18 protein-coding genes are annotated in these 25,195 nt (G+C 51.0%); 9 read left to right on the top strand and 9 right to left on the bottom strand.

Features of this window, described 5'->3' with window-relative positions:
* Window positions 1–57 precede the first annotated feature (57 nt).
* Window positions 58–3,036, top strand: a complete 2,979-nt coding sequence (gene glnE, locus ACO6VE_RS19330; RefSeq protein WP_422462936.1) for a bifunctional [glutamate--ammonia ligase]-adenylyl-L-tyrosine phosphorylase/[glutamate--ammonia-ligase] adenylyltransferase — start codon at window positions 58–60, stop codon at window positions 3,034–3,036.
* A 153-nt stretch (window positions 3,037–3,189) separates the two neighbouring features.
* On the opposite strand, the gene ACO6VE_RS19325 is transcribed toward glnE, so the two are convergent.
* Window positions 3,190–4,467 carry a hypothetical protein gene (locus ACO6VE_RS19325; protein WP_422449735.1) on the bottom strand — a complete coding sequence of 426 codons (1,278 nt, stop codon included), beginning with the start codon at window positions 4,465–4,467 and terminating at the stop codon, window positions 3,190–3,192.
* Window positions 4,468–4,821: 354 nt separating this feature from the next.
* Here ACO6VE_RS19325 and ACO6VE_RS19320 point away from each other — a divergent pair, with 354 nt between their 5' ends.
* The gene (locus tag ACO6VE_RS19320) at window positions 4,822–5,751 is read left to right on the top strand and encodes a branched-chain amino acid transaminase (RefSeq protein WP_422449734.1); all 930 of its coding nucleotides are present in this window, start codon (window positions 4,822–4,824) and stop codon (window positions 5,749–5,751) included.
* A gap of 207 nt (window positions 5,752–5,958) precedes the next feature.
* Here the strand turns inward: ACO6VE_RS19320 and ACO6VE_RS19315 are convergent, their stop codons facing one another.
* The 3 genes from ACO6VE_RS19315 to ACO6VE_RS19305 form a co-directional block, all read right to left on the bottom strand.
* A complete protein-coding gene (locus tag ACO6VE_RS19315; RefSeq protein WP_422462934.1) occupies window positions 5,959–7,476 on the bottom strand; it encodes a hypothetical protein in 1,518 nt (505 codons plus the stop codon).
* Window positions 7,477–7,581: 105 nt separating this feature from the next.
* Window positions 7,582–7,986 (bottom strand): NirD/YgiW/YdeI family stress tolerance protein, encoded by a 405-nt coding sequence (locus ACO6VE_RS19310; protein ID WP_422449732.1) that lies wholly within the window; start codon window positions 7,984–7,986, stop codon window positions 7,582–7,584.
* A 100-nt stretch (window positions 7,987–8,086) separates the two neighbouring features.
* Window positions 8,087–9,478 carry a hypothetical protein gene (locus tag ACO6VE_RS19305; RefSeq protein WP_422449731.1) on the bottom strand — a complete coding sequence of 464 codons (1,392 nt, stop codon included), beginning with the start codon at window positions 9,476–9,478 and terminating at the stop codon, window positions 8,087–8,089.
* Between the two features lie 239 nt (window positions 9,479–9,717).
* Here ACO6VE_RS19305 and ACO6VE_RS19300 point away from each other — a divergent pair, with 239 nt between their 5' ends.
* Window positions 9,718–11,172: an aminoacyl-histidine dipeptidase gene (locus ACO6VE_RS19300; RefSeq protein WP_422449730.1), complete on the top strand. Its 1,455-nt coding sequence runs from the start codon at window positions 9,718–9,720 to the stop codon at window positions 11,170–11,172.
* A gap of 241 nt (window positions 11,173–11,413) precedes the next feature.
* On the opposite strand, the gene ACO6VE_RS19295 is transcribed toward ACO6VE_RS19300, so the two are convergent.
* Window positions 11,414–13,735 (bottom strand): hypothetical protein, encoded by a 2,322-nt coding sequence (locus tag ACO6VE_RS19295; protein WP_422462932.1) that lies wholly within the window; start codon window positions 13,733–13,735, stop codon window positions 11,414–11,416.
* Window positions 13,736–14,185: 450 nt separating this feature from the next.
* Here ACO6VE_RS19295 and waaF point away from each other — a divergent pair, with 450 nt between their 5' ends.
* The 3 genes from waaF to ACO6VE_RS19280 all read left to right on the top strand — a co-directional run bounded on the left by waaF (window position 14,186) and on the right by ACO6VE_RS19280 (window position 16,634).
* Window positions 14,186–15,271: a lipopolysaccharide heptosyltransferase II gene (gene waaF / locus ACO6VE_RS19290; RefSeq protein ID WP_422449713.1), complete on the top strand. Its 1,086-nt coding sequence runs from the start codon at window positions 14,186–14,188 to the stop codon at window positions 15,269–15,271.
* Window positions 15,268–16,278, top strand: coding sequence for a lipopolysaccharide heptosyltransferase I (gene waaC, locus ACO6VE_RS19285; RefSeq protein ID WP_422462930.1), 1,011 nt, complete (start codon window positions 15,268–15,270; stop codon window positions 16,276–16,278). Before waaF ends, waaC begins: the two co-directional genes overlap by 4 nt.
* Before the next feature lie 107 nt (window positions 16,279–16,385).
* The gene (locus tag ACO6VE_RS19280) at window positions 16,386–16,634 is read left to right on the top strand and encodes an acyl carrier protein (protein WP_101745297.1); all 249 of its coding nucleotides are present in this window, start codon (window positions 16,386–16,388) and stop codon (window positions 16,632–16,634) included.
* Window positions 16,635–16,674: 40 nt separating this feature from the next.
* On the opposite strand, the gene ACO6VE_RS19275 is transcribed toward ACO6VE_RS19280, so the two are convergent.
* The 3 genes from ACO6VE_RS19275 to argH form a co-directional block, all read right to left on the bottom strand.
* Complete coding sequence (locus tag ACO6VE_RS19275; protein ID WP_422462928.1) at window positions 16,675–17,901, bottom strand: pyridoxal-dependent decarboxylase, exosortase A system-associated; 1,227 nt, start codon at window positions 17,899–17,901, stop codon at window positions 16,675–16,677.
* Between the two features lie 20 nt (window positions 17,902–17,921).
* Window positions 17,922–19,553 carry an acyl-CoA ligase (AMP-forming), exosortase A system-associated gene (locus tag ACO6VE_RS19270; protein ID WP_422462926.1) on the bottom strand — a complete coding sequence of 544 codons (1,632 nt, stop codon included), beginning with the start codon at window positions 19,551–19,553 and terminating at the stop codon, window positions 17,922–17,924.
* Between the two features lie 259 nt (window positions 19,554–19,812).
* Window positions 19,813–21,234 carry an argininosuccinate lyase gene (gene argH / locus ACO6VE_RS19265; RefSeq protein ID WP_422462925.1) on the bottom strand — a complete coding sequence of 474 codons (1,422 nt, stop codon included), beginning with the start codon at window positions 21,232–21,234 and terminating at the stop codon, window positions 19,813–19,815.
* A gap of 257 nt (window positions 21,235–21,491) precedes the next feature.
* On the opposite strand from argH, the gene ACO6VE_RS19260 reads away from it, so the two are divergent.
* The 3 genes from ACO6VE_RS19260 (at window position 21,492) to hemC (ending at window position 24,603) form a co-directional block, all read left to right on the top strand.
* On the top strand, window positions 21,492–22,568 hold the full coding sequence (locus tag ACO6VE_RS19260) for a sensor histidine kinase (protein WP_422462923.1): 1,077 nt from the start codon (window positions 21,492–21,494) through the stop codon (window positions 22,566–22,568).
* Window positions 22,569–22,611: 43 nt separating this feature from the next.
* Complete coding sequence (locus tag ACO6VE_RS19255) at window positions 22,612–23,349, top strand: LytR/AlgR family response regulator transcription factor (RefSeq protein ID WP_422462921.1); 738 nt, start codon at window positions 22,612–22,614, stop codon at window positions 23,347–23,349.
* Window positions 23,350–23,670: 321 nt separating this feature from the next.
* Window positions 23,671–24,603, top strand: a complete 933-nt coding sequence (hemC, locus tag ACO6VE_RS19250; RefSeq protein WP_422449706.1) for a hydroxymethylbilane synthase — start codon at window positions 23,671–23,673, stop codon at window positions 24,601–24,603.
* A 61-nt stretch (window positions 24,604–24,664) separates the two neighbouring features.
* Here the strand turns inward: hemC and ACO6VE_RS19245 are convergent, their stop codons facing one another.
* Entirely contained in the window at window positions 24,665–24,799 is a 135-nt protein-coding gene (locus tag ACO6VE_RS19245; RefSeq protein WP_422449705.1) for a hypothetical protein, read from the bottom strand.
* Window positions 24,800–25,195: the final 396 nt, after the last annotated feature.

The raw sequence follows: 25,195 nt of genomic DNA, 5'->3' as shown, positions 1-25,195 counted from the left end.
GGCTATAGTCATCCCATTCTCATAAAATGGCACCAGCAACCAGAAGAGAGCGGGTTTATGGAGTCACTCAGGGCACAACTCAGTCAACAATTAACTGCCTGCGGGTCAACTGACACTAATACGGAAATTCTTCCTGCAGAAATCAGGAACGTGGTCACTGCTCACTTGCAGCAGTTTATGGATAACAACCCGTCATTTACTTTTCCTGGTAGCCTTTTTCCTGACCAGAGCGATCAACTGAGTCCCGGGCTGATGGATCAGCTGATCCATTGCTGGGCAGGCAGTGACTTTGCCGCGCAGCAGTGCATTCGTCACCCCCAGTGGCTTGCCAGCATTCTGGAAAACCATGACAAACTCCCTGATTTAGCCCGAACCCACCCGGAACGTTTACAAACAGCACTGGCAGCGGTTGAAAATGAGCAGGACCTGATCAAGGCTCTCAGACTTTACCGCAACCGGGAAATGCTGCGGATTATCTGGCTCGACCTGAATCGCCGGGTCAGCATGTCGGAAACCACAGCGGATATGTCGGCCCTGGCGGATGCCTGCATTGATAGCGCACTCAACTGGCTTTACCAGGACAGCTGCCAGAGCATGGGAACACCCTATGGCACAAACATCCCGGGGGAAGAGACGGTTCCCCAGAACATGGTGGTACTGGGTATGGGCAAACTGGGAGCCAGAGACCTTAACCTCTCTTCAGACATCGACCTGATATTCACCTACCCCTGCCAGGGAGAAACCCGTGGCAGCAAAAAGGTCATTACCAATCAGGAGTTTTTTATCCGCCTTGGCCAGCGACTGATCAAGGTGCTGGATTGTCAGAGTGCCGATGGTTTTGTGTTCCGGGTTGATATGCGACTGCGGCCTTATGGTTCCAGCGGAGCACTGGCCATGAGCTTTGCAGCGATGGAGCAGTATTATCAGGATCAGGGCCGGGACTGGGAGCGTTACGCCATGCTCAAGGCCAGGGTGGTTGCCGGAAACATGCTCGCAGGCCAGCTACTGCTCAGCCAGCTGCGTCCTTTTGTTTATCGTCGCTACATTGATTTTGGCTCCATCAGCGCCCTGCGGGAAATGAAGCAGCTGATCCGCCGGGAAGTGAAACGCAAAGGCATGGAGAGCAATATCAAGCTTGGGCCAGGTGGCATTCGTGAGATTGAGTTCATCATTCAGTCTTTCCAGTTAATACATGGCGGGCGTGACCGCAGTCTTCAGGAGCGAAACCTGCTGAAGGTTCTATCAACGCTGCAGCGCAAACACTATTTTTCTCCTGACGAAGCCAATGAGCTGAAAGCCGCTTATATTTTCCTTCGTAATCTTGAACATGCCATTCAGGCCATCGCCGATCGGCAGACTCAGGATCTGCCGAAAAGCCCGAAGGCTCAGGCACGGGTCGCCTTCAGTATGGGGCAAAAAGACTGGTCCGGGTTACTGGGAAAGCTGGAAGAACACCGTCACCAGGTCACCACTTATTTTGATGCGGTTATTGCTGATCCTGAAACCACAAATGCCAAAGATCCTCATAGTGACCAGTGGCAAGCCCTCTGGCTTGACCAACTTAGCGAGGAAGAAGAACAGCAGCTGATGGCCCGAGAGGGCTTCAAAAATGTCGATGCCTCATGGCAGCGACTGATTTCCCTGCGAGATAGCAAAGCCATTACCCGGGTCAGAAGGCAGAGCCGTGACCGTCTGGATAAGTTCATCCCACTGTTGCTGGGAGTGGCCGCCAACGCCACTGAACCTGATACTTTTTTACTGCGAATTCTTCCGCTGATTGAGGCAGTGCTGCGTCGAACCGCTTATCTGGTTCTGCTGATCGAGAACCCTGCCGCCCTGGAGCACCTTGGCAAACTCTGTATTGCCAGCCCATGGATTGCTGAACAGATTGCCCGATTCCCAGCACTTCTCGATGAGTTCCTCAATCTTGGCGACCTCTATAATCCACCGGAAAAAGAAGCATTGGCCGACGAGCTGCGCCAACAGCTCGCCCATATTGCGGAAGATGATCTTGAGAACCAGATGGAAGTTCTGCGCCACTTCAAAATGGCCCATGTCTTACGAGTGACCGCTGCCCAGGTGTCCGGCACCCTGCCTCTGATGAAAGAGAGTGACTACCTGACCTGGATTGCTGAGGTGATTCTTGATGCCGTTCTGGCCATTGCCTGGCGCAACCTGGTTGAAAAATATGGAATGCCCCGGGATGCTGACGGCAACCTGTGTGATCCCGGCTTCATTATTGTTGGTTACGGCAAGCTGGGCGGTATTGAGTTAGGCCCCGGCTCTGATCTTGACCTGGTCTTCATCCATAATGGCGGTACCAATAAAGAGACCAATGGACCCAGGGCCATTGACAGCACCACGTTCTATACCCGCCTGGGCCAGCGAATCATCCATATTCTGACCACACAGACACCCTCGGGTATTCTTTATGATGCAGACATGAGACTACGGCCATCCGGCTCGAAAGGATTGCTGGTCAACTCCTTCACTTACTTTGAGAAGTACCAGAAAGAGGAAGCATGGACCTGGGAACACCAGGCCCTGGTGCGTGCCCGTGTGATTGCCGGTGACCCAACACTTGCACAGAAGTTTGCAGACCTCAGATCAGCTATTCTCAGCCAGCAACGGGATGTTAACAAACTCCGTGATGATGTTGTTGATATGCGCCAGAAAATGCGGGAACACCTGAGGTCAACATCATCTTCAGTCAATAGCGGTGAAGCCTTCCATTTAAAACATGACCCGGGCGGCATTGTTGATATTGAGTTTCTGATGCAGTTTGCCGTTCTGCGGTACTCCAGCCAGTACCCGTCGCTGTTGAAGTGGACCGACAACGTGCGGATTTCTGAAGAACTGGAGCTTGCTGGCCTGTTGAAACATGACGACGCCCATCAGCTTCGGGAGGCTTATAAAACCTTCCGGTTCTGTATTCATCAAAAAGCATTACAAAACGAGGTACCTGAAGTAGACAATACCTCTGGCGACTATCTGCGTCAGGCCGTTATGGCTATCTGGGCAGACTGTATGAAATGAGCAGGAATCCAACGACAGTTAATTGATTATGTGTAAACTCTCAAGGGGATGGCCGCCCTGTGGATGGCCACCCCGTGGAGCACTTTATGCGTTTCTGTCTTTATCCCCGCCCGCGCAAGCCGAAGATGAGGGTGGTAAGGATTTTAGACAATTTTACTCACTGCCACTGGCCTTCTCACCGACGTTGATCCTGATAAATAGACTGCCACCCGGAAGCATGTGTGTAAGATCAGTGATTGCCATAAATTTATCGCAACCAACAGCTCTATTCATGCTCTCCGGTTTTTGGAAGCTTGGGATCGTCCGGTCGGGTTCAGTTCTATTTACTCCCAAAACTTCTTTTCCTTCCCCAACTATCTCAAAGGATAAAGTTTGATCGAATGGCCAAGGCAGAATGTCGTCATACATGCCTTTCATAATTGATATAAACAGACTGATGTGGGTGCCTTTTCCGTTACCATCGCCATTTGGATATATTGTTGCCTTCATCCTGTATCCTTCCGGTGCCGAATAGAAAACCGGACTGTCAAACGATGTTTCTATGTCGATACTTGCCTTGTCTATGGCTTCTCTGAAGTTGTCTATTCTCCATAAAAACGTTCCATCCGTGCGCTGTTCCTGCAATTCCTCTATTTGAATTTTACTATCAGCGCAGGTTACCGAGAGGTTTCCTACATTGCTTTGAAGTTGTTCTATCGTTTTGTTCAGTTGAATGATTTGCTCATCCTGCTCCTTGTATCTCTTTTGCAGATGTTCAAGTATTTTCATGCCCGACATTAACTGCATCTGAACCATACTTTCTTCATTCCCGGATCCAGCGGCCCTCTCTGGGAGGCTGTCAAATGTCATCAAATCCTCTGTTGGATAGAGTCCCTGCGGTGCAACTACCGGGGCAGGAAAGCATCCATGATGTTCGCCATGATAATGGTCAGGCAAATAGCTTAACTCCACGGCCTGACGACATTCATCACCATTATGGTCCTTCGCACAATATACTATGAGGCGCCGGGAAAGAGCGGTCAGTTCTCCATGCTCATCATACTTCTTGTAATTAATAGGATCTGCCTTTATAAAACACTGTAGGTCAGATGCTAAAGTATACCCCTTCAGTGATGGGAGTATTGATGCGTCTTTTGGTCGCACATCAATGATGGCGCTGTTAACGATCTCCCTGTGATGCAAAGGCCTGCCTTCCATGATATGTCTATTACCCTTCGAACATTCGCCACAGTACATTCTGCTCTCAATTTCATTCAAATCCTCAGGTTTACATCGAAACAATGCTCCGCTGGTTGTTCTGAATACTTTACCGGACAAGGCTTGCTGCCGATCCCGATCATAAATCAGTACCGGTTCCTGATGATCAACCTCCCCATATCGAGAAAGATCACTTCCGTCCGGTAAGTAACCGAAAGAATTACCCAGGTTCATTAGCAATAGCTCCTGTTTAAATTTTTTGATACAGCAACCTGTAGATACATCAGACAAGAGACCCAATCTTAAATGTCAACTGTCAACTGTCAAATGGCCTCAAATTTTGATGAACTATCAAAGTACTTTCTGACCATAAATTACTCGATCGGTTCAATTAGAAATGGCTTAATCGTTAGAATATTCTGAAAAGATCTGAAACCTGCGCAGCTGGTTCCGGTAAAATGATAACGCTTGAGAATTTTGCAATCCCCTGCCGTGGACAATCACTCTTTGGCATCAGAGAAAAGTTGTGATCCAATAGTCACTTCAGACTCTTTCACCAACAAAATAATTTAGATCTGGAGTTTCCCGATGTCTTTCGCCGATCGTGATGGCGTTATCTGGTTAGATGGGAAGTTAGTTCCCTGGCGTGAAGCCAAAACCCATGTGCTGACCCACACCCTCCATTACGGAATGGGGGTTTTCGAAGGTGTCAGAGCCTATAACACGCCAGAAGGACCTGCCATTTTCCGTCTGAAGGAACACACCGACCGCCTGTTTCGCAGCGCCCACATCCTGAGAATGGAAATCCCCTTCAGCAAAGAAGAACTGAACGAAGCACAGAAGCTTGTCGTTCGTGAGAATGGGCTGGACGAAGCCTACCTGCGGCCAATGTGCTTCCTGGGCTCTGAGGGTATGGGGTTAAGAGCCGAGGGCCTTCAGGTTCACACCATGGTTGCTGCCTGGAACTGGCCTTCTTACATGTCGCCGGAAGCGCTTGAGCGTGGCATCAAAATTCGTACCTCTTCCTATACACGACACCATGTAAATATCACCATGTGCAAGGCCAAAGCCAACGGGAATTACATGAACTCCATGCTGGCGCTGCGGGAAGCACTGGACAGTGGCTGTGAAGAAGCCCTGCTGCTGGATAACGAGGGTTATGTGGCGGAAGGCAGTGGTGAGAATGTCTTTATTGTGAAAGAAGATGGCATTCTCTATACCCCGGAACTGACTTCCTGCCTGGAAGGCATTACCCGGGATACCATCATCCGGTTTGCCCGGGAGCTTGGGCTGGAAGTCCGGGAAAAACGCATTACCCGTGATGAAGTATATATTGCCCGTGAAGCATTCTTTACCGGCACGGCAGCAGAGGTAATGCCTATTTGTGAACACGATGGGCGCAAGATCGGCTGCGGCAAGCGTGGCCCCGTTACTGAAAAGCTTCAGTCCATGTATTTTGATCAGGTTCGTGGCAAGCGACAGGAAAATCCAGAGTGGTTAAACCACTGTAAGCTATGAGGGTGTTGCGAAAGGCCTTAAAAGAAGGGAACCACAAAGATACAAAGACAAAAATTTTTTCAGGGCTTGCCTGATCCGGGAGGCTGTCCGAGGGTAGACTGCTCTGCGCGGCAACTGCTCCTGCGTTGCTCTAAGAGGCTGTCTGAGAATAGCGCCCGTAGCGAGGACGGGCGCTATTTTCGGTCAGCCTCCCGGGTAATCAACAGCTTATCTTTTATCAATCCGATAAAGACCGCAGATACCAATATATTCCCCCAAACCTTTAAATATCTCAGGCGGAAAACCCGGTATCACAGGTTTCATGACTATTCCCATTCCTGTTAATGCTTTGGAAGAGAAAAGCGACTCTTGATCACTGGCCTCAGAAATGACCATGAAACTCTTACCTCCCCGATCAAACCAGGACTTAATGACCTTGGGTAGGAATTCATCAGAGCCCATCAAACGCCCATTATCCATGAAAATGGGCTGCGGGGCGTCGAGTACCAATGCTGATGAATCGATGTTTCCACCAGTCAAAGCAAGTATTTTGGCAAACTTGTCAACGCTGACAAAAACATCCGCTTTATTCACCCTGGTAAAGGTTTTTTCCGGTGGATTGATATCAAAGCAGGTTGAGGGCATGCCTGCATCAATCATACTTTTAGAAAAATAACCGGATCCCGCCATAGGGAAAAACAATCGGTCAATATTATTCGCTCTTAGATAATCGTTAAGATACTTTGCCGAGGCTTTGGAAATACTGGAATAAATACAGAGCTCAATTTCACGATAACCAGCAATCATCGCTATCACATTGATAGCTTGATCATAATGGGAGTGATTGAGCTTCATAGCTACCCTTTCCCTGTGATATTGCAATGGCATGCTTTCACTGGCAAGGCGTTGATCAAGTTTAAGGACGTCAAAAACACACACAGGGTCAGAAGAGATCATATTGATATAACGCATTATTGACAGCGATTCCGTGCACTGCTCTCCATTTAAAAGCTTTGACATGTCCGTCAACTGACTATAGAGAGAGTCCAGAATACCAATATTCAATATTAACCTACGCTCATCAACATCACCGTCATTACACAAAAACTGGCCACTTTTATTGATCAGTCTAAATGCTTCCTCTAAACAGGAAGTTTTCTTTGGAAAACCCTGAAGAAGAGGCAGTGCCTTTTCAAAATTTGATTTATGTTTACTATCAACCGCGTCCAGTAACTTCTCGAATAAAGAAAATTTTTCATAGTCTGATGTCGCACGGGATAGCTGCGCGATGGTGCCTGAATAGTCCGGATCATTATTTAACCCTTCAGCAACATGATGTTTGAGTAAATAATCTAACCGCAAGCCCGTATCTGCCGGTGAAAAAGCAAAACGACTACCGGACGGCATGGAGACTGATCTGGCGACTACCGAAACATCACGGGGAGATGAGTCCGAAAGCGTGGCAAGGTCAGTTTGTGGAGTCGTCTCAGGTATTAATTCATCTGTGGCAACCCTGGTTTCACGATGATTGAATAAAACCTCCCCGAAAAGCCCGGTTAAATCATCAACAGCCTGACTGCTATTAGAATGAGCACCAGAATAAGCATCAAATTGAGCACCATCATATTGGGGCTTGTCTGTTGCGTCCACAATAAGCTTCCAACAAATAGCATTTGTTTCACTTTTCAGACAGCTATATTCCAGCATTGTTCCCTGAAAAATTGCTGATTCGTCTGTATGTTTCAACGATAGACGACTGTTTTGCACCTTATAAAAGTAGAAGACGAGGGGCTAATTTAAGAGATGATGGTTAGCTGTCTGTTAGCCTGACTTTTGTATGCTTTCTGTACCCTACTTGCTGATAATTCGCAGAGACTTTACGTCTACTTCAACGGCGGATACCCGATCAACATCCACCTCACCAATAATCTCTACTTTGGTATTGGCTGTTACCGGTTGCGGTGGAAAGTCGTTATCATCAATATCCGCGATGATTTCACCGGTACCATCGTTAAACAGGTAAGTCTCATGTTTAACTTTTCGGACCAGATTACCCCTGAGGACGACCCGCCTGTCGTCCTGAGGATTCTTCAGGATAGCGGCGACGGTTGTCATACCATCACCGGAGTCAGGTACGGAACTCACCCCTGATCCGGGGCCGATATAAGCACCTTCAGCCACAAACACCGTGAATGCCAGCAAGACAACGGTAGACCATCTGACTAACTTCTGCACATAAACCTCGTAGAGTTTCATTATCGAGACACCCTGACAGTGACTTATATTTCAACTGGAATAATAGGAGAAAAAGGCAGTCTCGCCAGAGTTTTGCTGTCTCCAGCAGGCAATCAACCACTTATTTTTTATCAATCCGATAAAGACCACAGACACCGATATGCTCCCCCAGGCTTTGAAATATCTCAGGAGGAAAGCCCGGTATCACCGGTATCATGGCTATTCCCATTTTTGTTAATGCTTTGGAAGAAAAAAGCAATTCCTGATCACTGGCCTCAGAAATGACCAGCAAATTCTTACCTCCCCGATCAAACCAGGACTTAATGACCCTGGGAAGAAATTCATCAGCGTCCACCCAGCGCCCGTTATCCATGAAAACGGGCTGCGGCGCATCAAGTACCACTGCTGATGAGTCCATGTTACCACCAGTCGAAGCAAGTATTTTGGCAAACTTGTCGACGCTGACAAACACATCCGCTTTATTTACCCTGGTATAGGTTCTTTCCGGTGGATTGATATCAAAGCAGGTTGAGGGCATGCCTGCTTCCATCATACTTTTAGAAAAATAACCGGATCCTGCCATAGGAAGAAACAATCGGTCAATATTATTCGCTCTTAGATAATCGTTAAGGTAGTTTGCTGAGGCTTGAGAAATGCTGGTATAAATACGTAGTTCAGTTTCACGGTAACGAGAAATCATCGTTATCAATTCGATTAAACGAGTATCAGCAGGACCCCATTTACACCTTAGAACTATTTGCTCCTTGTGCTGAGACAGCTCTTCCCCATAACCGGAGAGTTGACGAGGGTTCATGACATCAAGAACAAAAATGGGCTCAGGAAAAATCATATTGGTATAACGAATTAATGAAAGCGATTCCGTACACAGTTCTCCCTTTAATAGCTTTGACAAGTCCGTCAACTGGCTATAGAGAGCGTCCAGAACACCAACATTAAATAGCAAGCTACGCTCATCAATATTACCGTTAATGCTTGAAAACTGATCACAATTATTGATCAGACGAAATGCTTCCTCTGCCAGGTTAGTGTACTTTGATAAATGCCGAAGAAGAGAAATTGCAATCAATCTATTTGAACCATGTTTACATTCAACCTTTTCTTGTAACTTTTCAAATAAAGATAATTTTTCATGATCTGATGTGGCATCGCACAGCTGCTTAATGAGGGCTGAATAGTCAGGATCACTATTTAACCCTTCTGCAATAGGATGTTTGCGCAAATACTCCAACCGCAAGCCCGTATCGGCCGGTGAATAAGCAAAACCACCATCAGACGGCATAGAGACTGATCGGTCAACTACCGGAACATCACGGGGGGAGGAGTCCAAAACCATGGCAACATCCGTTTGTGACGTTGTCTCAGGTACTAATCCAGTCGTAACCCTGGTTTCACGATGATTGAATGAAACCTCCCCCAGAAGCTCTGTTACATCATCAACACTCATGTTGCTGTCAAATTGAGCACCCGATTGGGGCCTGGAGATTGCGTCCAAAATAATACATCCAGTCAATAACGTTTGTTGCACTTTTCAGACAGCTATATTCCAGCATCGTTCCCTGAAAAATGGCGGACTCATCCGCAGGCTTGCCTGTTGCCACCATTGACGACTGTTTTGCACGATATAAAGGTAGAAAACCCTCATTGATGTTTATCCCCGGCACCCTCACTATACGGCTACTGCAAATATATATTCCGACACAGCAGTCAATATTATTAGCCCTGGAGTCTTAAATGAGCGCTATCCACGAACTGCAGCCCAACGCGCTATGGCAACACTTTTCCGCCATATGTGACATACCTCACCCTTCGTTCCATGAAGAACAGATTCGTGAGCATTTGATTGGCTTTGCCAAAGAGCACAATCTTGAGTGGCAGTCCGATGCGGCAGGCAATGTCATTATTCGCAAAAAGGCGACACCCGGTATGGAAAACCGTGCCGGTGTTATTCTTCAGGGTCATATGGATATGGTGCCTCAGAAAAATAACGATACCGTTCATGACTTCCCCACTGACCCGATTAAAGCCTATATCGATGGTGACTGGGTGACTGCCGAAGGCACCACCCTCGGTGCCGATAACGGCATCGGTATGGCGGCAACACTGGCCGTATTAGCTGCCAAAGACCTGCAGCATGGTCCTGTTGAAGCGCTGTTCACCGCTACTGAAGAGACCGGAATGATCGGCGCTCAGGGGCTGCAGCAGGGTGTTCTGACAGGCAAGATCCTGCTCAACCTGGATACTGAAGATGAGGGAGAACTCTACATTGGCTGCGCCGGTGGTACCCGTATCGAGATCAATGGGGATTACACGACTGAAGCCGCTCAGGATGGATTGACCTGCAAAACCCTGTCCATTGCCGGACTCAAAGGTGGCCATTCCGGGTGTGATATTCATCTGGGCAGGGGCAATGCCATCAAATTGCTGGTCCGTGTCCTGCACCGCCTGGAGGCAGAAGGTGTGCGTATTGCCAGCCTGACCGGTGGTTCCCTGGCCAATGCCATTCCCCGTGAAGCGTCTGCGGTCATTGCCGTTCCTGAGTCATCACTGGAGGCTTGTGAGCAAATTATTGACCAGTGCAGCAATGAGCTGACTGCCGAATTGGCGGTGGTGGAGCCCAACCTGACACTGACTCTGAGTGAGGCTGCGCCCGCTGCCGAACTGATGTCTCTGCAGGATCAGAACCAGTGGGTAGCTGCGGTGAATGCCTGTCCAAATGGAGCCCAGAGAATGAGTGACTCCATTGCAGGCGTGGTAGAAACCTCTTTAAACCTGGGTGTTCTGACCATCAATGAAGGTAAGATCAAAGCCCATATCCTGCCAAGAAGTCTGGTGGGCAGCTGTAATGATGCCCTGAGTGATGCTGTCGCTGGTCTGTTCCGAATGCTGGATGCCGAAGTCATCTTCTCCGACAGCTACCCGGGTTGGAAACCAGATGCTGACTCTCAGATTCTGGCTATTATGAAACAGGTTTATGCGGAGCTTTATGGTCAGGAGCCTGGCGTACAAGTGGTTCATGCCGGTCTGGAATGTGGCCTGCTGGGCAGCAAGTACCCAGAGTGGGATATGATCTCCTTTGGCCCAACCATCCGCTTCCCGCACTCTCCGGATGAGAAAGTAAATATCAATAGCGTTGCCAGGTTCTGGGATCTGCTGGTGGCTACCCTGAAAGCGGTTCCGGAAGCGTAATGCGATGGTTGCCCTATGTTTGTGACAGCGCCTAAGCGGAACAGATTGATGAACTCTGTAGAGGGAAAACAGGAAGAATCAGCAGCAACCTGATCGTTCTGACATTCTGGTACTATAAAAAGACGACTGTTCAGTGACGGTCGCCTTTTTTAAATGCTCCAATACAGGGGACTGTTTGAATAAATAGGTTACCAACGTTTGTCCAGCTCAGTTACTCTGTCAGTCAGTACCTGGTTCATTATCATACGCTGCTGAGTGCAGGAACTCTCTGCCTGTTCATTCGTTCTCTGATTCCCTGACAACAATGTGATACCGAGTTGACCGCAGCGCTAGCCAGTTCTTTACCACGAGTCAGGGGTTTCTTCGCCAGCTCCTTACCACGCAACCCGTGCCGGTAACCGGTAATCCATAGATAGGTTGAATAGCCGACAATCCCCAATCCGCCCGCTGCCACAAGGGTACCTGTGGTAATGATCGCCGTAGCGGCTGTTGATGCTGTAGCGTCTGCTGACACTGTGGCGGCTGCTAACGCCGCCGCTGTTGACTCTGTAGTGGCCGTTGACGCCAAAGCGGTTGTGGACACTTTAGCGGCATTTACCGGGCAAACATCACCGTACGAAAAATCCAACACATCCGGAAATTCAGTTCCCGAAGCGCAATTGTCTGTTAACACACGTGGGTCAGCTTTTTGGCAAAAAAGCTGCTCATTGGATTCAGGTCCAAAATCCTTTTTCATGATGACATAGCTATTCACCGCCGTGGTGTTGGCAACCGTTGTTCCGGAACCCTGCCCCCCTACCGCGATGCGGGCGTTTGTATCTTCACCCGAGGTTTTTACCGTGCTGTTCACCGCCGTGGTGTTGGCAACCGTTCCTTGATCGAAAACCGCCCCTACCCCGATGCCGGCGTGGGCATCGTCACCCGAGGTTTCAACCCTGCTGTTCACCGCCGTGGTGTGGGCAACCGTTGCTCTATCGCCAACCTGCCCTAACCCAATGCCGGCGTATGCTTTTTTACCCGAGGTTTTGACCGTGCTGTCCACCGCCGTGGTGTAGTTAACCGTTCCTTGATTGAAAACCGCCCCCCCCCCGATGCCTGCGCATCCACTTTTACCCGAGGTTTCGACCGTGCTGTTCACCGCCGTGGTGTTGGCAACCTTTGCGTTTTGGGTAACCTGCCCTCCCCCGATACCGGCGTATGCCCCTTTACCCGAGGTTTCGACCCTGCTGTTCACCGCCGTGGTGTTGGCAACCGTTGCGTTTCGGTTAACCCACCCCCCCCCGATACCGGCGTCTGCACCTTCACCCGAGGTTTCGACCGTGCTGTTCACCGCCCTGGTGTTGGCAACCTTTGCTCCATCGGTAACCAACCCCCCCCCGATGCCGGCGCGTGCAAGTTGACCCTTGTTGGTTTTGACCTTGCTGTTCACCGCAGTGGTGTTGGCAACCATTCCGGAAACCCACCCCCCTCCAATGCCGGTGTATGCACGTTCACCCGAGGTTTCAACCCTGCTGTCCACCGCCGTGGTGTTGGCAACCACTCCTCCATCGTGAACCATCCCCCCCCCGATGCCGGCGTATCCACGTTCACCCGAGGTTTCCACCGTGCTGTCCACCGCCGTGATGTTGGCAACCGTTCCTTTAACCTCCCCTCCCCCAATGCCCGCGTAAGTTCTGTAACCCCAAGTGGAAACACGAGCATTTCCAGCCCGGACACCACTGACTGTGCCATTAATATCAACAACACAGGCTGCTAACCCAGTCACCTTCCTGGAATTTATTATATTGGCACCAGTCAAGTGAAGGTGACTGATGCTGCCTTTCAGAGTGTCAACAAGACAGTCAGGCAGGTCGCTGATGGTACGGCACTGCCCATCGTACTGCCCGGTGAATGGATCGGTATCACTGCCAATGGATTGAAAGTCTCGAGTGGCAACAATATCCGCCGTCTGTTGGTATGTACCGTTCAGTGGATAGCAGGGATCCCGACCAATCCTGCCCAGGGTTTTCGTATCATTAATCTGTATGGGCATCTGTATGGGTTGTGGACAATCGGCAATGGCATCCGAATTGGCATAGTGAAAAGAGCTGGCCAGCGTACCAAGTGCAAGCAGTCCTCTGGCTCCCTGACTCCCTTGATAGCGGGCAGTGGATGGCTGTTGAAGGGGTACGTCTTTCGAGCCGGGTTCTTTTTCCTGCGCCTCTTCCCCGGTTGCTTTTGATGTCTGTGGTAATTCCGGTTTGGCATCAGGCCCGGGCAAACAGCTGCCGAACCACGCATCGGCAATATCTTTCGCTATGAAAAGGATGGGACTCAACGGCACGATAGTTGCCGTGGCCAGTCGCCCAATACCTTCCAGTGCTTTATCGGGATTAATACTGAAGTGAGGATCTTCCATCGGAATCAATGATTTCGCAAATGCTTTAGCAACAGCAACGCCATGGCCGAGCCAGGAATGTTCGACGCCATTCCCTGAACATTGGGAAGCGCTGTCATAAATTGGTTGCTGAATGGACTGCTGAACAGGTTGCTGAATCATAAACAGGCCTTGATGATGTTGCATAAAAGTACATTGGAAATGTGTACAAAAAATACTTGGTATCATTGATCCATCCAGTGATGTAAAAGTTCCCGGGTTATGTTTTTTTCTTTATGCAAAAAACTGACTTCACTATGATGCTCTGCGCAAGTACTTTCAGTAAGGCGTGGTTTCTGGGGACTTTGGTTAAATATTGGTGCAGTCCATCAATGTAAAGATCAGCCTGCTTTTGTCCCCAGTGTTCGTACGTAAGTAGTTAACCAAATGGCATCAATATTCGTTCTTGATTTTCTCAGCTGTTCGCTTGGCCTTTTTGGTTTTCAGTTCAAGTAGCTCATTTTTCATGCATTACAGCATGGCAGATTTCTTCAATTGCGTAACATGAGTTAAATTTACTCATTAACCGGTCACTTTTTACCTGCGCAAACAGCGCTTATAATTCCCTCCCATTCACTATAAGGAATTCCAGACGGGATGAAATATCTGATCGTCGGTCCCTCATGGGTAGGGGACATGGTAATGGCACAAACGCTGTTCATTGCCCTGAAACAACAACACCCTGATGCCATCATCGATGTACTCGCTCCCGCCTGGAGCCTGCCGATCATTGAGCGTATGCCTGAAGTTCGCAGGGGGATTGATATGCCCCTGGGTCATGGCAAACTGGGGCTTAAAGCCCGCTACCAGCTGGGCAAAAGCCTGAGGGCGGAAGGCTACACACATGCCATCGCCTTACCCAACTCGTTCAAATCAGCACTGGTGCCCCTCTGGGCCAACATCAGGCACCGTATTGGCTGGCGCGGTGAAATGCGCTACGGGCTACTGAACGACATTCGCAGGCTGGATAAAAGTCAGTACCCACTGATGGTGGAACGGTTTGTCGCCCTGGCCTATCCGGAGGGTGCTTCACTACCGGAGCCTCTGCCGATTCCTGCACTTCAGGTAGACAGTAATACCGCCAGCAAAGTCCCTGGCCGCTACCACCTGCACACCGACAGGCCCATTCTGGCACTGTGCCCGGGTGCTGAGTTTGGCCCCTCCAAGCAGTGGCCAACCGGTTACTACGCCGAAGTGGCACGCTCCCTTGCTGAACAGGGATGGCAGGTTTGGCTGTTTGGCTCAGCCAAAGATAAAGCGGTCACCGCTGAAATAAAGAACGGCCTGCCTGATGCATTGCAGCAGCACTGCCATAACATGGCCGGTGAAACATCGCTGGCGGATGCCATCGACCTGCTCTCCTTTGCCAGCGCTGTGGTCAGTAATGACTCTGGCCTGATGCATATAGCGGCAGCCCTGAATCGCCCCCTGGTGGCGGTTTACGGGTCAACTTCGCCCGATCATACGCCGCCCATGAACAAAAACAGTGAAACACTGTCTATGAAGCTGGATTGCAGCCCCTGTTTCAAAAGGGAGTGCCCGCTCGGGCATTTGAACTGCATGAAACAGCTGTCTCCAGACAGGGTTCTGGCTGCCATCGCTCATCTGACGACCGACCAGGACGGTCACCATGAAAAGCATCCTGAAATAACGCTGGTCGAAGAAGGAGGTAACGCCCGTTGACTCAACCAAGGCATGTTCTGGTGGTAAAAACTTCCTCTATGGGGGATATCATCCACACCCTTCCGGCACTGACCGATGCCGTATCAGCCATACCCGGTCTTCGTTTTGACTGGGTGGTGGAAGAGAGTTTTGCCGAGATTCCAGCCTGGCATCCCGCGGTTGACCGGGTGATTCCTGTCGCTGTGCGCCGCTGGCGCAAGTCGTTGCTGCAAACCTGGAAATCCGGGGAGTGGCAGCAGTTCAAAAAAGCCCTGGGTGCCAGTAACTTCGATGCCGTGATTGACGCCCAGGGGCTGTTAAAAAGCGCTTTCATTGCCAGAAAAGCCAAAGGTCCTCGCTTTGGGCTGGATAAACAGTCTGCCCGTGAGCCGATTGCCAGCCGTTTTTACCAGTTCCCTCAAGCGGTCCCATTGGAACAGCATGCCGTTGAGCGTGTTCGCCAGCTCTTTGCCAAATCGCTGGCCTATGTATTACCGAAAACACCGGGTCAGTTTCTGCTGAATAAAGACAAATTCCCCAAAGGGCTGATTAAGGACAAGCCTTATGTGGTGTTTGTTCACGGAACCACCTGGCCGACCAAACACTGGCCTGAAAACTACTGGTGTGAGTTGGCGCAGAAAGTGAATCAGGCCGGTCTTCAGGTCGTATTGCCCTGGGGTAATGACCATGAAAAGGCCAGGGCAGAGCGCATTGCCAATGCCAGCAGCCAGGCCACCGTGCTGCCGAAGCTGTCACTGGCTGACGTTGCTGGCGTGATTTGTGAAGCCCGGGCAGCCGTTGCCGTTGATACCGGCCTGGGACATTTAACAGCAGCACTGGAAACACCGGCGGTCTCGCTCTATGGACCCACCAGCCCGGTAAAAGTCGGTGCTTATGGCACGGGACAGAAGCACCTGACCCTTGAACACTGTCCAACCGGCGAGTTTCCTGCCACCAATCCCGGAATTTTTGCACCGATGACACCGGATGTGGTCTGGCGGGCTCTTGAGTCACAGATCGAACGTTAATCCTTATCACAACATAGAAGTTTCCGTTTATTCCATGCTGACGACCACAGTTGCGCCATAGACGGAAAATGCCTAAAGTGGCCGATTTTTACCCCTCGGGATGATAAATGACCAAGCTGGAACAAATGAACGCCATTTTGGCAGATCTTCTCAAGCTGGATACCAGTGAGTTCAATGAACAGACTGAACTGCTGGGAGCCCTTCCGGAGTTCGACTCCATGGCCGTGGTTGGGTTGATTACGGCAATGGAAGAAACCTTTGGCATTGCCGTCAACGACGATGATCTGGACGCCGAACTGTTCGAAACCGTTGGCTCTGTTCTTTCCTATGTGGATGCAGTTGGGGCAATTGCCTGATGGTTATTTCCAGGCCAGATTAATTCCGGCCTGGCTCTTCTCACAATAACAACTCCACCACTTCGGGATGCCCGAGAAACTTCTGAGGGCTGGCGGTTGCGCCATAAGCGCCAGACTGCAGAACCACGATATAGTCTCCCACCTCCGCTTTTGGCAATGCCAGTTTTGCCCCGACAACATCCAGAGGCGTACAGAGCGGTCCGACAATCTCGACCACTTCCTGTTCGCCACTGTCAAGGCAATGGGCCAGAACTACCGGGTAATTTTTTCGGATGACCTGGCCAAAGTTGCCTGAGTTGGACAGGTGATGGTGCAGCCCGCCATTGGTCATCAGGAAGGCCTGTCCACGGGATTCTTTTTTATCCGTCACCTGACAAATATAATACCCCGCCTCCCCCACCAGCCAGCGCCCAAGCTCCATCACCACCTCTGATGACTTGAGCGAATCCGGACGATGATCCAGAAGGTACTGCAGGTTTTCGGCAATACCTTCCATTGCCAGCGTCTGTTCTCCGGGGAAGTAAGGAATGCCCAGGCCGCCACCGATATTAATATGCCTGACCGGGGCTCGAACCAGGTCGGCCAGCCTGGCGGCCAGCTCAAAGGTTTGCTGATGGCACTCAATCAGAGACTCTGCCTTGAGATTCTGTGAGCCAGAAAAAATATGGAAACCCTGAAAGTCCAGTTTATCCAAATCAAGCCCCGCCAGAATAGACGGCATTTGTTCAGCATCTATACCAAACTGTTTGGGGCCGCCGGCCATTTTCATGCCGGAGGTCTTTAACTCAAAGTCCGGATTCACCCGAAATGCGATACGGGGGCGAATACCCAGCTGCTGGTGACAGAGGTACAGCCGTTGCAACTCCAGGGGGGACTCGATATTGATGGTAATACCCGCCGCAACGGCAGCTCTCAGTTCATGTTCTCCCTTGGCCGGCCCGGCAAAACTGATATTGGCCGCCGCCATACCGGTACCCAGGGCAACCAGCATTTCCCGGTGGGAAGCAACATCCAGCCCATCCACACACTGTGCCATATGGCCCACGACGGCGGGCATCGGGTTGGCTTTTATGGCGTAGTGAAGCTTCAGCTCTGCGGGCATCTGCTGACGAAACTGGGCGACTCTCTGGGTCAGGGCCTGCCGGTCGTAGATGTAGCAGGGTGAAGAGCCGGCAATCGTCACCAGATCAGCAGCGGTATACCCGGCAATCAGTAATTGGTTATCCCTGGACTGAAGACTGGCCAGCCGGTGATGTCCTTTAGTCATTTTCTCTTGCCCAAGATCATTCACGAAACAGGAACCTCCTCGTCCTGAAACAGCCTCCGGTAGGCTTCCAGTAATGGCTTGCGATCAATTTTACCATTGGGATTTCTGGCAAGTGTCGTTTGCTGGATAACACGGATGGGGACCATATAAGCGGGCAGACATTGCTGGCAGTGGCGGATCAATGAGGGTTCATCGATTTCACTGCTGCTCACTACGACCAGAACGATGGCCTGCCCCAAACGGAAGTGCGGGACACCAATAGCCGCCACTTCTGCCACCAGCCCGGATGAATAAACCACCTCTTCCACTTCCGTTGGGCTGACCCGATAACCGGAGGTTTTGATCATATCGTCGCGACGACCGACAAAATAAATATATCCATTGTCGTCTTTACGAACAATATCACCGGACCAGACGGCCAGCTCTTTGCCCGGAATTCCCGGTATGGCACAGGGTGCAGGCCGGAAGCGTTCAGCGGTTCGCTCCGGATCATTCCAGTATCCCATGCTGACCAGGGCACCACGGTGCACCAGCTCGCCGGGTTCATGGGGTCCACAGATCTCACCCAGCTCATTGATCACCATCACATCCGCATTGGGAATGGCTTTACCCATAGACCCGGGTCGTAAATCAATCTGTTCGGGAGGAAGAAAGCAGGAGCGAAATGCCTCGGTCAAACCATACATCAAGTAAGGTTTGGCATAGCGAAAACGCTGTCGCAGTACAGCCAGGGTGGCCGTCGGCATGGCACCACCGGTATTGGTAAAGTAGCGCAGACTGTCACCAGCCCCTTGTGGCCAGGGCAGATCGGCTATCTGAACCCAGAGTGGCGGAACCAGGCCAAGCCCGGTGATCTGCTGTTTCTCCACCGTTTTAATGACATCCCCGGGGAGAAGGTATTCCAGTAGATAACAACTGGCACCCACCAGAAATGCCGTTGTCAGCTGGCTGAAGCCGTAATCAAAACTGAAGGGCAAAACACAGAGCAGGCGATCTTCCGGTGTATTGCCCAGATACTGGGCAACACTGCTGGCCCCCGTGACCATATTACGGTGTGACAGCACAACGCCTTTGGGCTTTCCTGTGCTGCCGGAGGTATAAAGAATTGCCGCCATATCCGCATCAATGGACGACACTGGTTCCCACCAGGCACAGGGCTTGAGGAAATTTGCCCAGTTCATTGGGTTGGCGGATTGTCGATGAACGAAAGCGCTATCAGACAAGGGATTATTGACCGGGTCCTCATCAGCAAGGTCACCATCAACCAGAATCACTTGCATAAGGTCATGGCACTGGTGAATTTCAGCTTCCAGCTGCTGATAGCGGGCTTTGTTAGTCATCAGCACACGAACATTGCAGTCTTTGAGAATATGAAAGACCTGGGGCGCTTTCAGCACCGGATTGACGGGCACCATAACGCCACCGGCGGCCGTTGCACCAAAGTAGCTGAAGACCGCTTCCGGCGTTTTAGGCAGGTAGATTGCCACCCGTTCATGTTGCATCAGACCCAGCTTTTGCAACCCGGCGGCCACCGAACGAATCTGTCGGGAAACGGTCTGGTAATCAAACCACTGGTCTTTGCAGCCCAGGGCTTTCGAGGAAGGCGAACGTTCTGCCTGGCGCAGAACAATCTGGTGTAACAACAAGCTCATGGGTTTAACAACGGCTCAAAAGTATATCAACCATGGCGGTTGATCTATTCCCATGGATTTTCATGGGAATAGAAGGCCACCACGCTTTAAAGGCATTGCCCCGGAATAATTTGCACATTTCTGAGCCTCAAAACTACGTTCGTCCTGAGCCTGTCGAAGGGCGTGAACTCCGGCCTCATGTATTGTGCCAATCACCCTTCGACAAGCTCAGGATGAACGGAGTTCGAGTTCAAAATGTCGAAATTATTTCGGGACAATTCTAAAGTGTTTTACGGGCATTCAGTACAGCCTGCCGGACCTGCTCTGGCGCTGTACCACCGAGATGATTACGGGCGCTTACCGAGCCTTCCAGCGTCAGGACATCAAATACATCCTGCCCGATCGTATCGGAGAAAACCTGAAGCTCCGCCAGCGTCATCTCAGACAGGTCCCGGCCTTCCTGAATACCAAAGGCCACGGCCTTACCCACCACTTCATGGGCATTCCTGAAGGGCATGCCACGGCGTACCAGGTAATCCGCCAGATCGGTAGCAGTACTGAAACCCCGGCGAGCGGCTTCCAGCATGTTCTCTTTGCGGGCCTGAAGATGCGGCACCATATCAGCAAATGCCCGCAGACAATCCCTGAGGGTATCCACCGTATCAAACAGTGGTTCCTTATCTTCCTGATTGTCTTTGTTGTAAGCCAGCGGTTGGGATTTCATCAAGGTCAGCAATGACACCAGATGGCCATTGACCCGGCCGGTTTTGCCTCTGACCAGTTCCGGCACATCGGGGTTTTTCTTCTGCGGCATAATGGAAGAGCCGGTACAGAAACGATCTGGCAGGTCAATAAAGTTAAACTGCGCTGAAGTCCACAGCACCAGCTCTTCAGACATGCGTGACAAGTGCGTCATGATCAGGGCCCCGGCGGCACAGAACTCAATGGCAAAGTCACGGTCACTGACGGAGTCCAGAGAGTTGCGGGAAGGGCGATCAAAACCAAGGGCAGAAGCCGTATGTTCCCGATCAACAGGGTAGGTGGTGCCTGCCAGTGCAGCAGCACCCAGGGGGCTGATATTAACACGCTTGCGGCAGTCCTGCAGGCGCTCATCGTCACGCACCAGCATCTCATACCAGGCCATAAGGTGATGACCGAAGGTCACAGGCTGTGCTGTTTGCAGATGGGTGAATCCTGGCATGATGGTGTCGGCTTCACGCTCGGCAACCACCAACAGGCCGTGCTGCAGGCGCTTGAGTTCTGCTGATATGGCGTCAATCTCATCACGCAGCCATAAACGAATGTCGGTAGCGACCTGGTCGTTTCTGGAGCGCCCGGTGTGCAGTTTTTTGCCGGCAGCGCCAATGCGATCCGTCAGGCGAGCCTCGATATTCATGTGGATGTCTTCAAGCTCAATAGACCAGTCAATACGGTCCTGCTCAATATCCTCAAGAATACCTTCAAGGCCAGAGATAATGGCATTGAGTTCATCTTCGCTCAGAATACCCGCCCGGTGCAGCATCCGGGCATGGGCCATTGACCCCTGAATATCGTGGCGATAGAGGCGTCGGTCAAAATCAATAGAAGCGGTAAAACGGGCAACAAAGGCATCGACGCCTTCGCTGAAACGCCCACCCCATTGTTGATTAGAGCTGTGGTTACTGCGTTTTTCACCCTGATCTGCTGAATGGCTTGCCGACATTAATCTCTTCCCCACCCGGTTCTCATTTTTTAAAGACGAACGTACAATCAATACCGCTCCGGCATTGGCGCGTTGTGAGCGGAGGCATTATATCGGTGTCATGGCTTGATTGCATCGCCCACCTCCTTCCGGGCAAGAGAATAGACAGACTTCCGATAACAATAATGCACTGCCTCTTTCCTGAGAGGCCGCCTGAGATAAACAGCCCCTGATAAAAACGGGTTCTCAAATAAGTAGTTAAGAACAAGAGCCGCCCCATGATGATCCAGCCCCGGCACAACAAAGATGACTTTTTTCTCCCCGATCTTGGGTCAGGTCAGTCGGTGTTGATGCTGGTGCTGATTTCTGAGTTGTTTGTCCTGGTTCAGGTGCTTGCCCTGCCTGGCGAGGTCGACTTCAGCTGGACACGACTGGCCATGCTGTCACTGTTTGTTCAGTGGATTGTGCTCTCCAGCAGCGCCTTTCTCTATCTGGCCAGGCCTTTCCTGAAGGGGCTTCTCACCTGGCAGTCGGTCATGATTTCTCTGTTGGGCGTACAGATCATTACGATGCTGCTTACGTTGCTCTCTCAGGCCTTGCTGTCGCCTGTTCACTTTGCACCGGACTGGCAACAGGTCCACCGCAATCTGCTGGCGGCACTGATTATCTCGGCCATGTTGCTGCGCTATTTTTACATTCAGTATGAAGTCAGTTTGCAGCAACAGGTTATCCACAATGCCCGCCTCGACTCATTACAGGCGACGATGCGCCCGCATTTCCTGTTTAATTCTATGAACATTATTGCCAGCCTGATTCAGGTCAACCCTGAAAAAGCAGAGCAGGCGGTGGAAGACCTGTCAGACCTGTTCAGGGCCAGCCTGCAAAATCCCGGTCAGAACAAGAGTGCGGTCGTCCCCATCCAGAAAGAGATACAGATCAGCGAAAGTTACCTGAGAATCGAGCAGCAAAGGCTGGGTGAGCGCCTTGAGGTCAAGTGGCTGGTTGGTGAACTTCCGCACAGGCTGTCTATTCCTCCCTTTACCTTGCAGCCTTTGGTGGAGAACGCCGTTTACCATGGCATTCAGCCGCTCGAGGCCGGTGGCTGCATTACCATCAGCATCAACATTGATCAGCAAATGGTTCAGATTTCTGTAGAAAATCCGATGCCATATACTGAGACCATTTCCAAGGGCAATCAGATTGCCCTGAACAATATCCGTTCCCGCCTGGCGATGCTCTATGGCAGCAAAGCCAGCCTTACCACGGATATTCGGGAACATTCCGGGGTCAAATGGTACACGGCGCAGGTGCACTATCCCTGCCAATGGGACAACGCTGTTGATTTACAAATTTGATAAGAACATTGATAAATTACTGACGGGAACCGATCACTGAACAATGAATGTCCTGATTGTTGATGATGAGCCACTGGCCCGGGAACGGCTGAGACACCTGATTGGCCGGATTGATAACTTTATGGTGCTTGAACATGAGGCCAGCAATGGACGGGATGCCATCGATCTGTGCAGCCAGTACCACCCCGATATCGTATTGATGGACATTCGTATGCCCGTAATGGGCGGGTTGGAGGCTGCCAGATATATCAGCGCCATGGACAAGCCACCGGCCGTGGTTTTCTGCACCGCCTATGACAATCATGCCCTGGAAGCGTTTGATGCCCAGGCCGTGGGTTACCTGCTGAAACCGATTCGTCAGGACCATTTGCATCAGGCATTACAACGTGCCAGCAAAGTGAATCGTCTACAACTGGCCTGGCTGAACGACCATCTGCCAGAGCATCAGGAGCAGGGCCATATTGCCGCAAAAACCCTGCGCGGTATCGAGTTGGTTCCCCTGAATGATGTGCTCTACTTTATGGCGGATAATAAATATGTGACGGTCCATCATCGCCAGGGTGAAGTGCTGATTGATGATTCGCTCAAGACCCTGGAAGAAGATCACAGCCAGCACTTTGTCAGAATTCACCGAAATGCGCTGGTGCGCCGTGATGCCATTGAGAGTCTGTCCCGGGATGATAAGGGGCACTGTTTTATCCATCTCAGGGAAGTGCCACAGCCACTGTCCATCAGTCGACGTCATGTGCCGTTGATCAAAAAAATCATGCAATCCCTGTAACGTCTGAATTCACTTCCGGGCTCTGCTGATGCCAACAGAGCCTACCTCTGTCTCTTAAAGCAGGTCTGTCGTATTATCCCTCACAAATGTTTTGCCAGCAGTGTGTTTGTCTATAGCTGGTACTAGTCCTTAAATAACCTCCTTGTTTCTTAGGCTCTAAACTTCGTTCGTCCTGAGCCTGTCGAAGGGCGTGGGCTTCGTGTTTACGCATTGTGCCTGTCACCCTTCGACTCCGCTCAGGATGAACGGAGATCAGGCTCTAAACCGGGAAGTTAATGTAGGGACTGTTCCTTAATTTGAACAATAGAAGCCATCAATCCTGTGAAAACCGTTCGTATCGCCACCCGTAAAAGCGCCCTTGCCCTGTGGCAGGCGGAATATGTCAAACAGCAGCTGGAACACCATCATCCGGATATCCGGGTCGAACTGGTCAAAATGACCAGCCAGGGCGACCGCATTCTGGACGCGCCACTGGCGAAAATTGGTGGCAAGGGACTGTTTGTCAAAGAGCTGGAAAATGCGCTGTTGGAAGGTCGTGCCGATATTGCGGTGCATTCCATGAAGGATGTCCCCATGGAGTTTCCCGAAGGGCTTGGCCTTGGGGTTATCTGTCCGCGGGAAGACCCTCGGGATGCCTTTGTCTCCAATCACTATGCTTCTCTGGATGCACTCCCACCGGGTGCCGTTGTTGGCACATCAAGCCTGCGCCGACAGTGTCAGATACTGGCTGCCCGTCCTGATCTGACCATTCAGTTTCTGCGGGGTAATGTGAATACCCGCCTGGCCAAACTGGATGACGGCCAATATGACGCTATCATTCTGGCAGCCGCAGGATTGATTCGACTGGCGATGGCTGACCGCATTCGCAGTTACCTGGATACCACGGTGAGCCTGCCAGCGGCCGGACAGGGTGCCGTCGGTATTGAGTTACGCCAGGATGACGAGCAAACCAGACAACTGATTGCCCCTTTGCACGACGAGCACACGGCCATCCGGGTGGGTGCTGAACGGGCCATGAACAGACGACTGAATGGTGGTTGTCAGGTCCCGATTGGCGGATTTGCAGAGCTGGACGGAGACCGGCTATTTCTCAGAGGCCTGGTCGGCAGCCCTGATGGCCAGACCATTTATCGCAGTGAAGTGATCTGTACCGCTGAAGAGTATGAATCTGCCGGTATTCAGGTGGCTGAATCACTGCTGAAACAGGGGGCGGATAAAATCCTTGCTGGATTGAGCTCTGCGGAGGGCAGGTAAAGCCGCCTTCCGACGGCGTTGGTGTTGATCTGGTGTGGTGTAAACTGCTCTTGATTAAAACCTAAAGAATATCGTTAAAATCAATAAACTCTTCTTCCTGAGAAGAAAGAAATGTCAATGCTGTTGTGGGATCCGAGCTAGTAAATCCGGGCTCACCACCAACGGGTATTTGTACAAATCCGTTACTGGATGGCACTTGTGGTGCCTCCATCAATCCAAAATTCCCCCCCCCACTGAGTGCACCAAATAAGCCCGTGGATCCTGACGGGGGCATTGATTGTGACGCAGATCCAACATTTTCTGACCTGCCGGGTGCGCCAAATAAGCCCGTGAATCCTGACGGGGGCACTGATTGTTGTGCCGCAGATCCAACATTTTCCGACCTGCCGAGTGTACCAAATAAGCCCGTGGATCCTGACGGGGGAACTGAATTTGACGCAGATCCAACATTTTCTGATCTACCGGGGGCACCAAACAAGCCCGTGAATCCTGACGGGGGCTCTGATTGTTGTGCCGCAGATCCAACATTTTCCGACCTGCCGAGTGTACCAAATAAGCCCGTGGATCCTGACGGGGGAACTGAATTTGACGC

The organism is Endozoicomonas sp. ALB115, assembly GCF_049310245.1.
Taxonomy (GTDB): Bacteria; Pseudomonadota; Gammaproteobacteria; order Pseudomonadales; family Endozoicomonadaceae; genus Endozoicomonas.
This window is presented reverse-complemented; position numbering and strand designations above follow the sequence as displayed.

Bases quoted from the DNA above. Each gene is read 5' to 3' on its own strand.
- glnE (WP_422462936.1), top strand. From the start codon at position 58: ATGGAGTCACTCAGGGCACAACTCAGTCAACAATTAACTGCCTGCGGG.
- ACO6VE_RS19325 (WP_422449735.1), bottom strand. From the start codon at position 4,467: ATGAACCTGGGTAATTCTTTCGGTTACTTACCGGACGGAAGTGATCTT.
- ACO6VE_RS19320 (WP_422449734.1), top strand. From the start codon at position 4,822: ATGTCTTTCGCCGATCGTGATGGCGTTATCTGGTTAGATGGGAAGTTA.
- ACO6VE_RS19310 (WP_422449732.1), bottom strand. From the start codon at position 7,986: ATGAAACTCTACGAGGTTTATGTGCAGAAGTTAGTCAGATGGTCTACC.
- ACO6VE_RS19300 (WP_422449730.1), top strand. From the start codon at position 9,718: ATGAGCGCTATCCACGAACTGCAGCCCAACGCGCTATGGCAACACTTT.
- ACO6VE_RS19295 (WP_422462932.1), bottom strand. From the start codon at position 13,735: ATGCAACATCATCAAGGCCTGTTTATGATTCAGCAACCTGTTCAGCAG.
- waaF (WP_422449713.1), top strand. From the start codon at position 14,186: ATGAAATATCTGATCGTCGGTCCCTCATGGGTAGGGGACATGGTAATG.
- ACO6VE_RS19280 (WP_101745297.1), top strand. From the start codon at position 16,386: ATGACCAAGCTGGAACAAATGAACGCCATTTTGGCAGATCTTCTCAAG.
- ACO6VE_RS19275 (WP_422462928.1), bottom strand. From the start codon at position 17,901: ATGACTAAAGGACATCACCGGCTGGCCAGTCTTCAGTCCAGGGATAAC.
- ACO6VE_RS19270 (WP_422462926.1), bottom strand. From the start codon at position 19,553: ATGAGCTTGTTGTTACACCAGATTGTTCTGCGCCAGGCAGAACGTTCG.
- argH (WP_422462925.1), bottom strand. From the start codon at position 21,234: ATGTCGGCAAGCCATTCAGCAGATCAGGGTGAAAAACGCAGTAACCAC.
- ACO6VE_RS19260 (WP_422462923.1), top strand. From the start codon at position 21,492: ATGATGATCCAGCCCCGGCACAACAAAGATGACTTTTTTCTCCCCGAT.
- ACO6VE_RS19255 (WP_422462921.1), top strand. From the start codon at position 22,612: ATGAATGTCCTGATTGTTGATGATGAGCCACTGGCCCGGGAACGGCTG.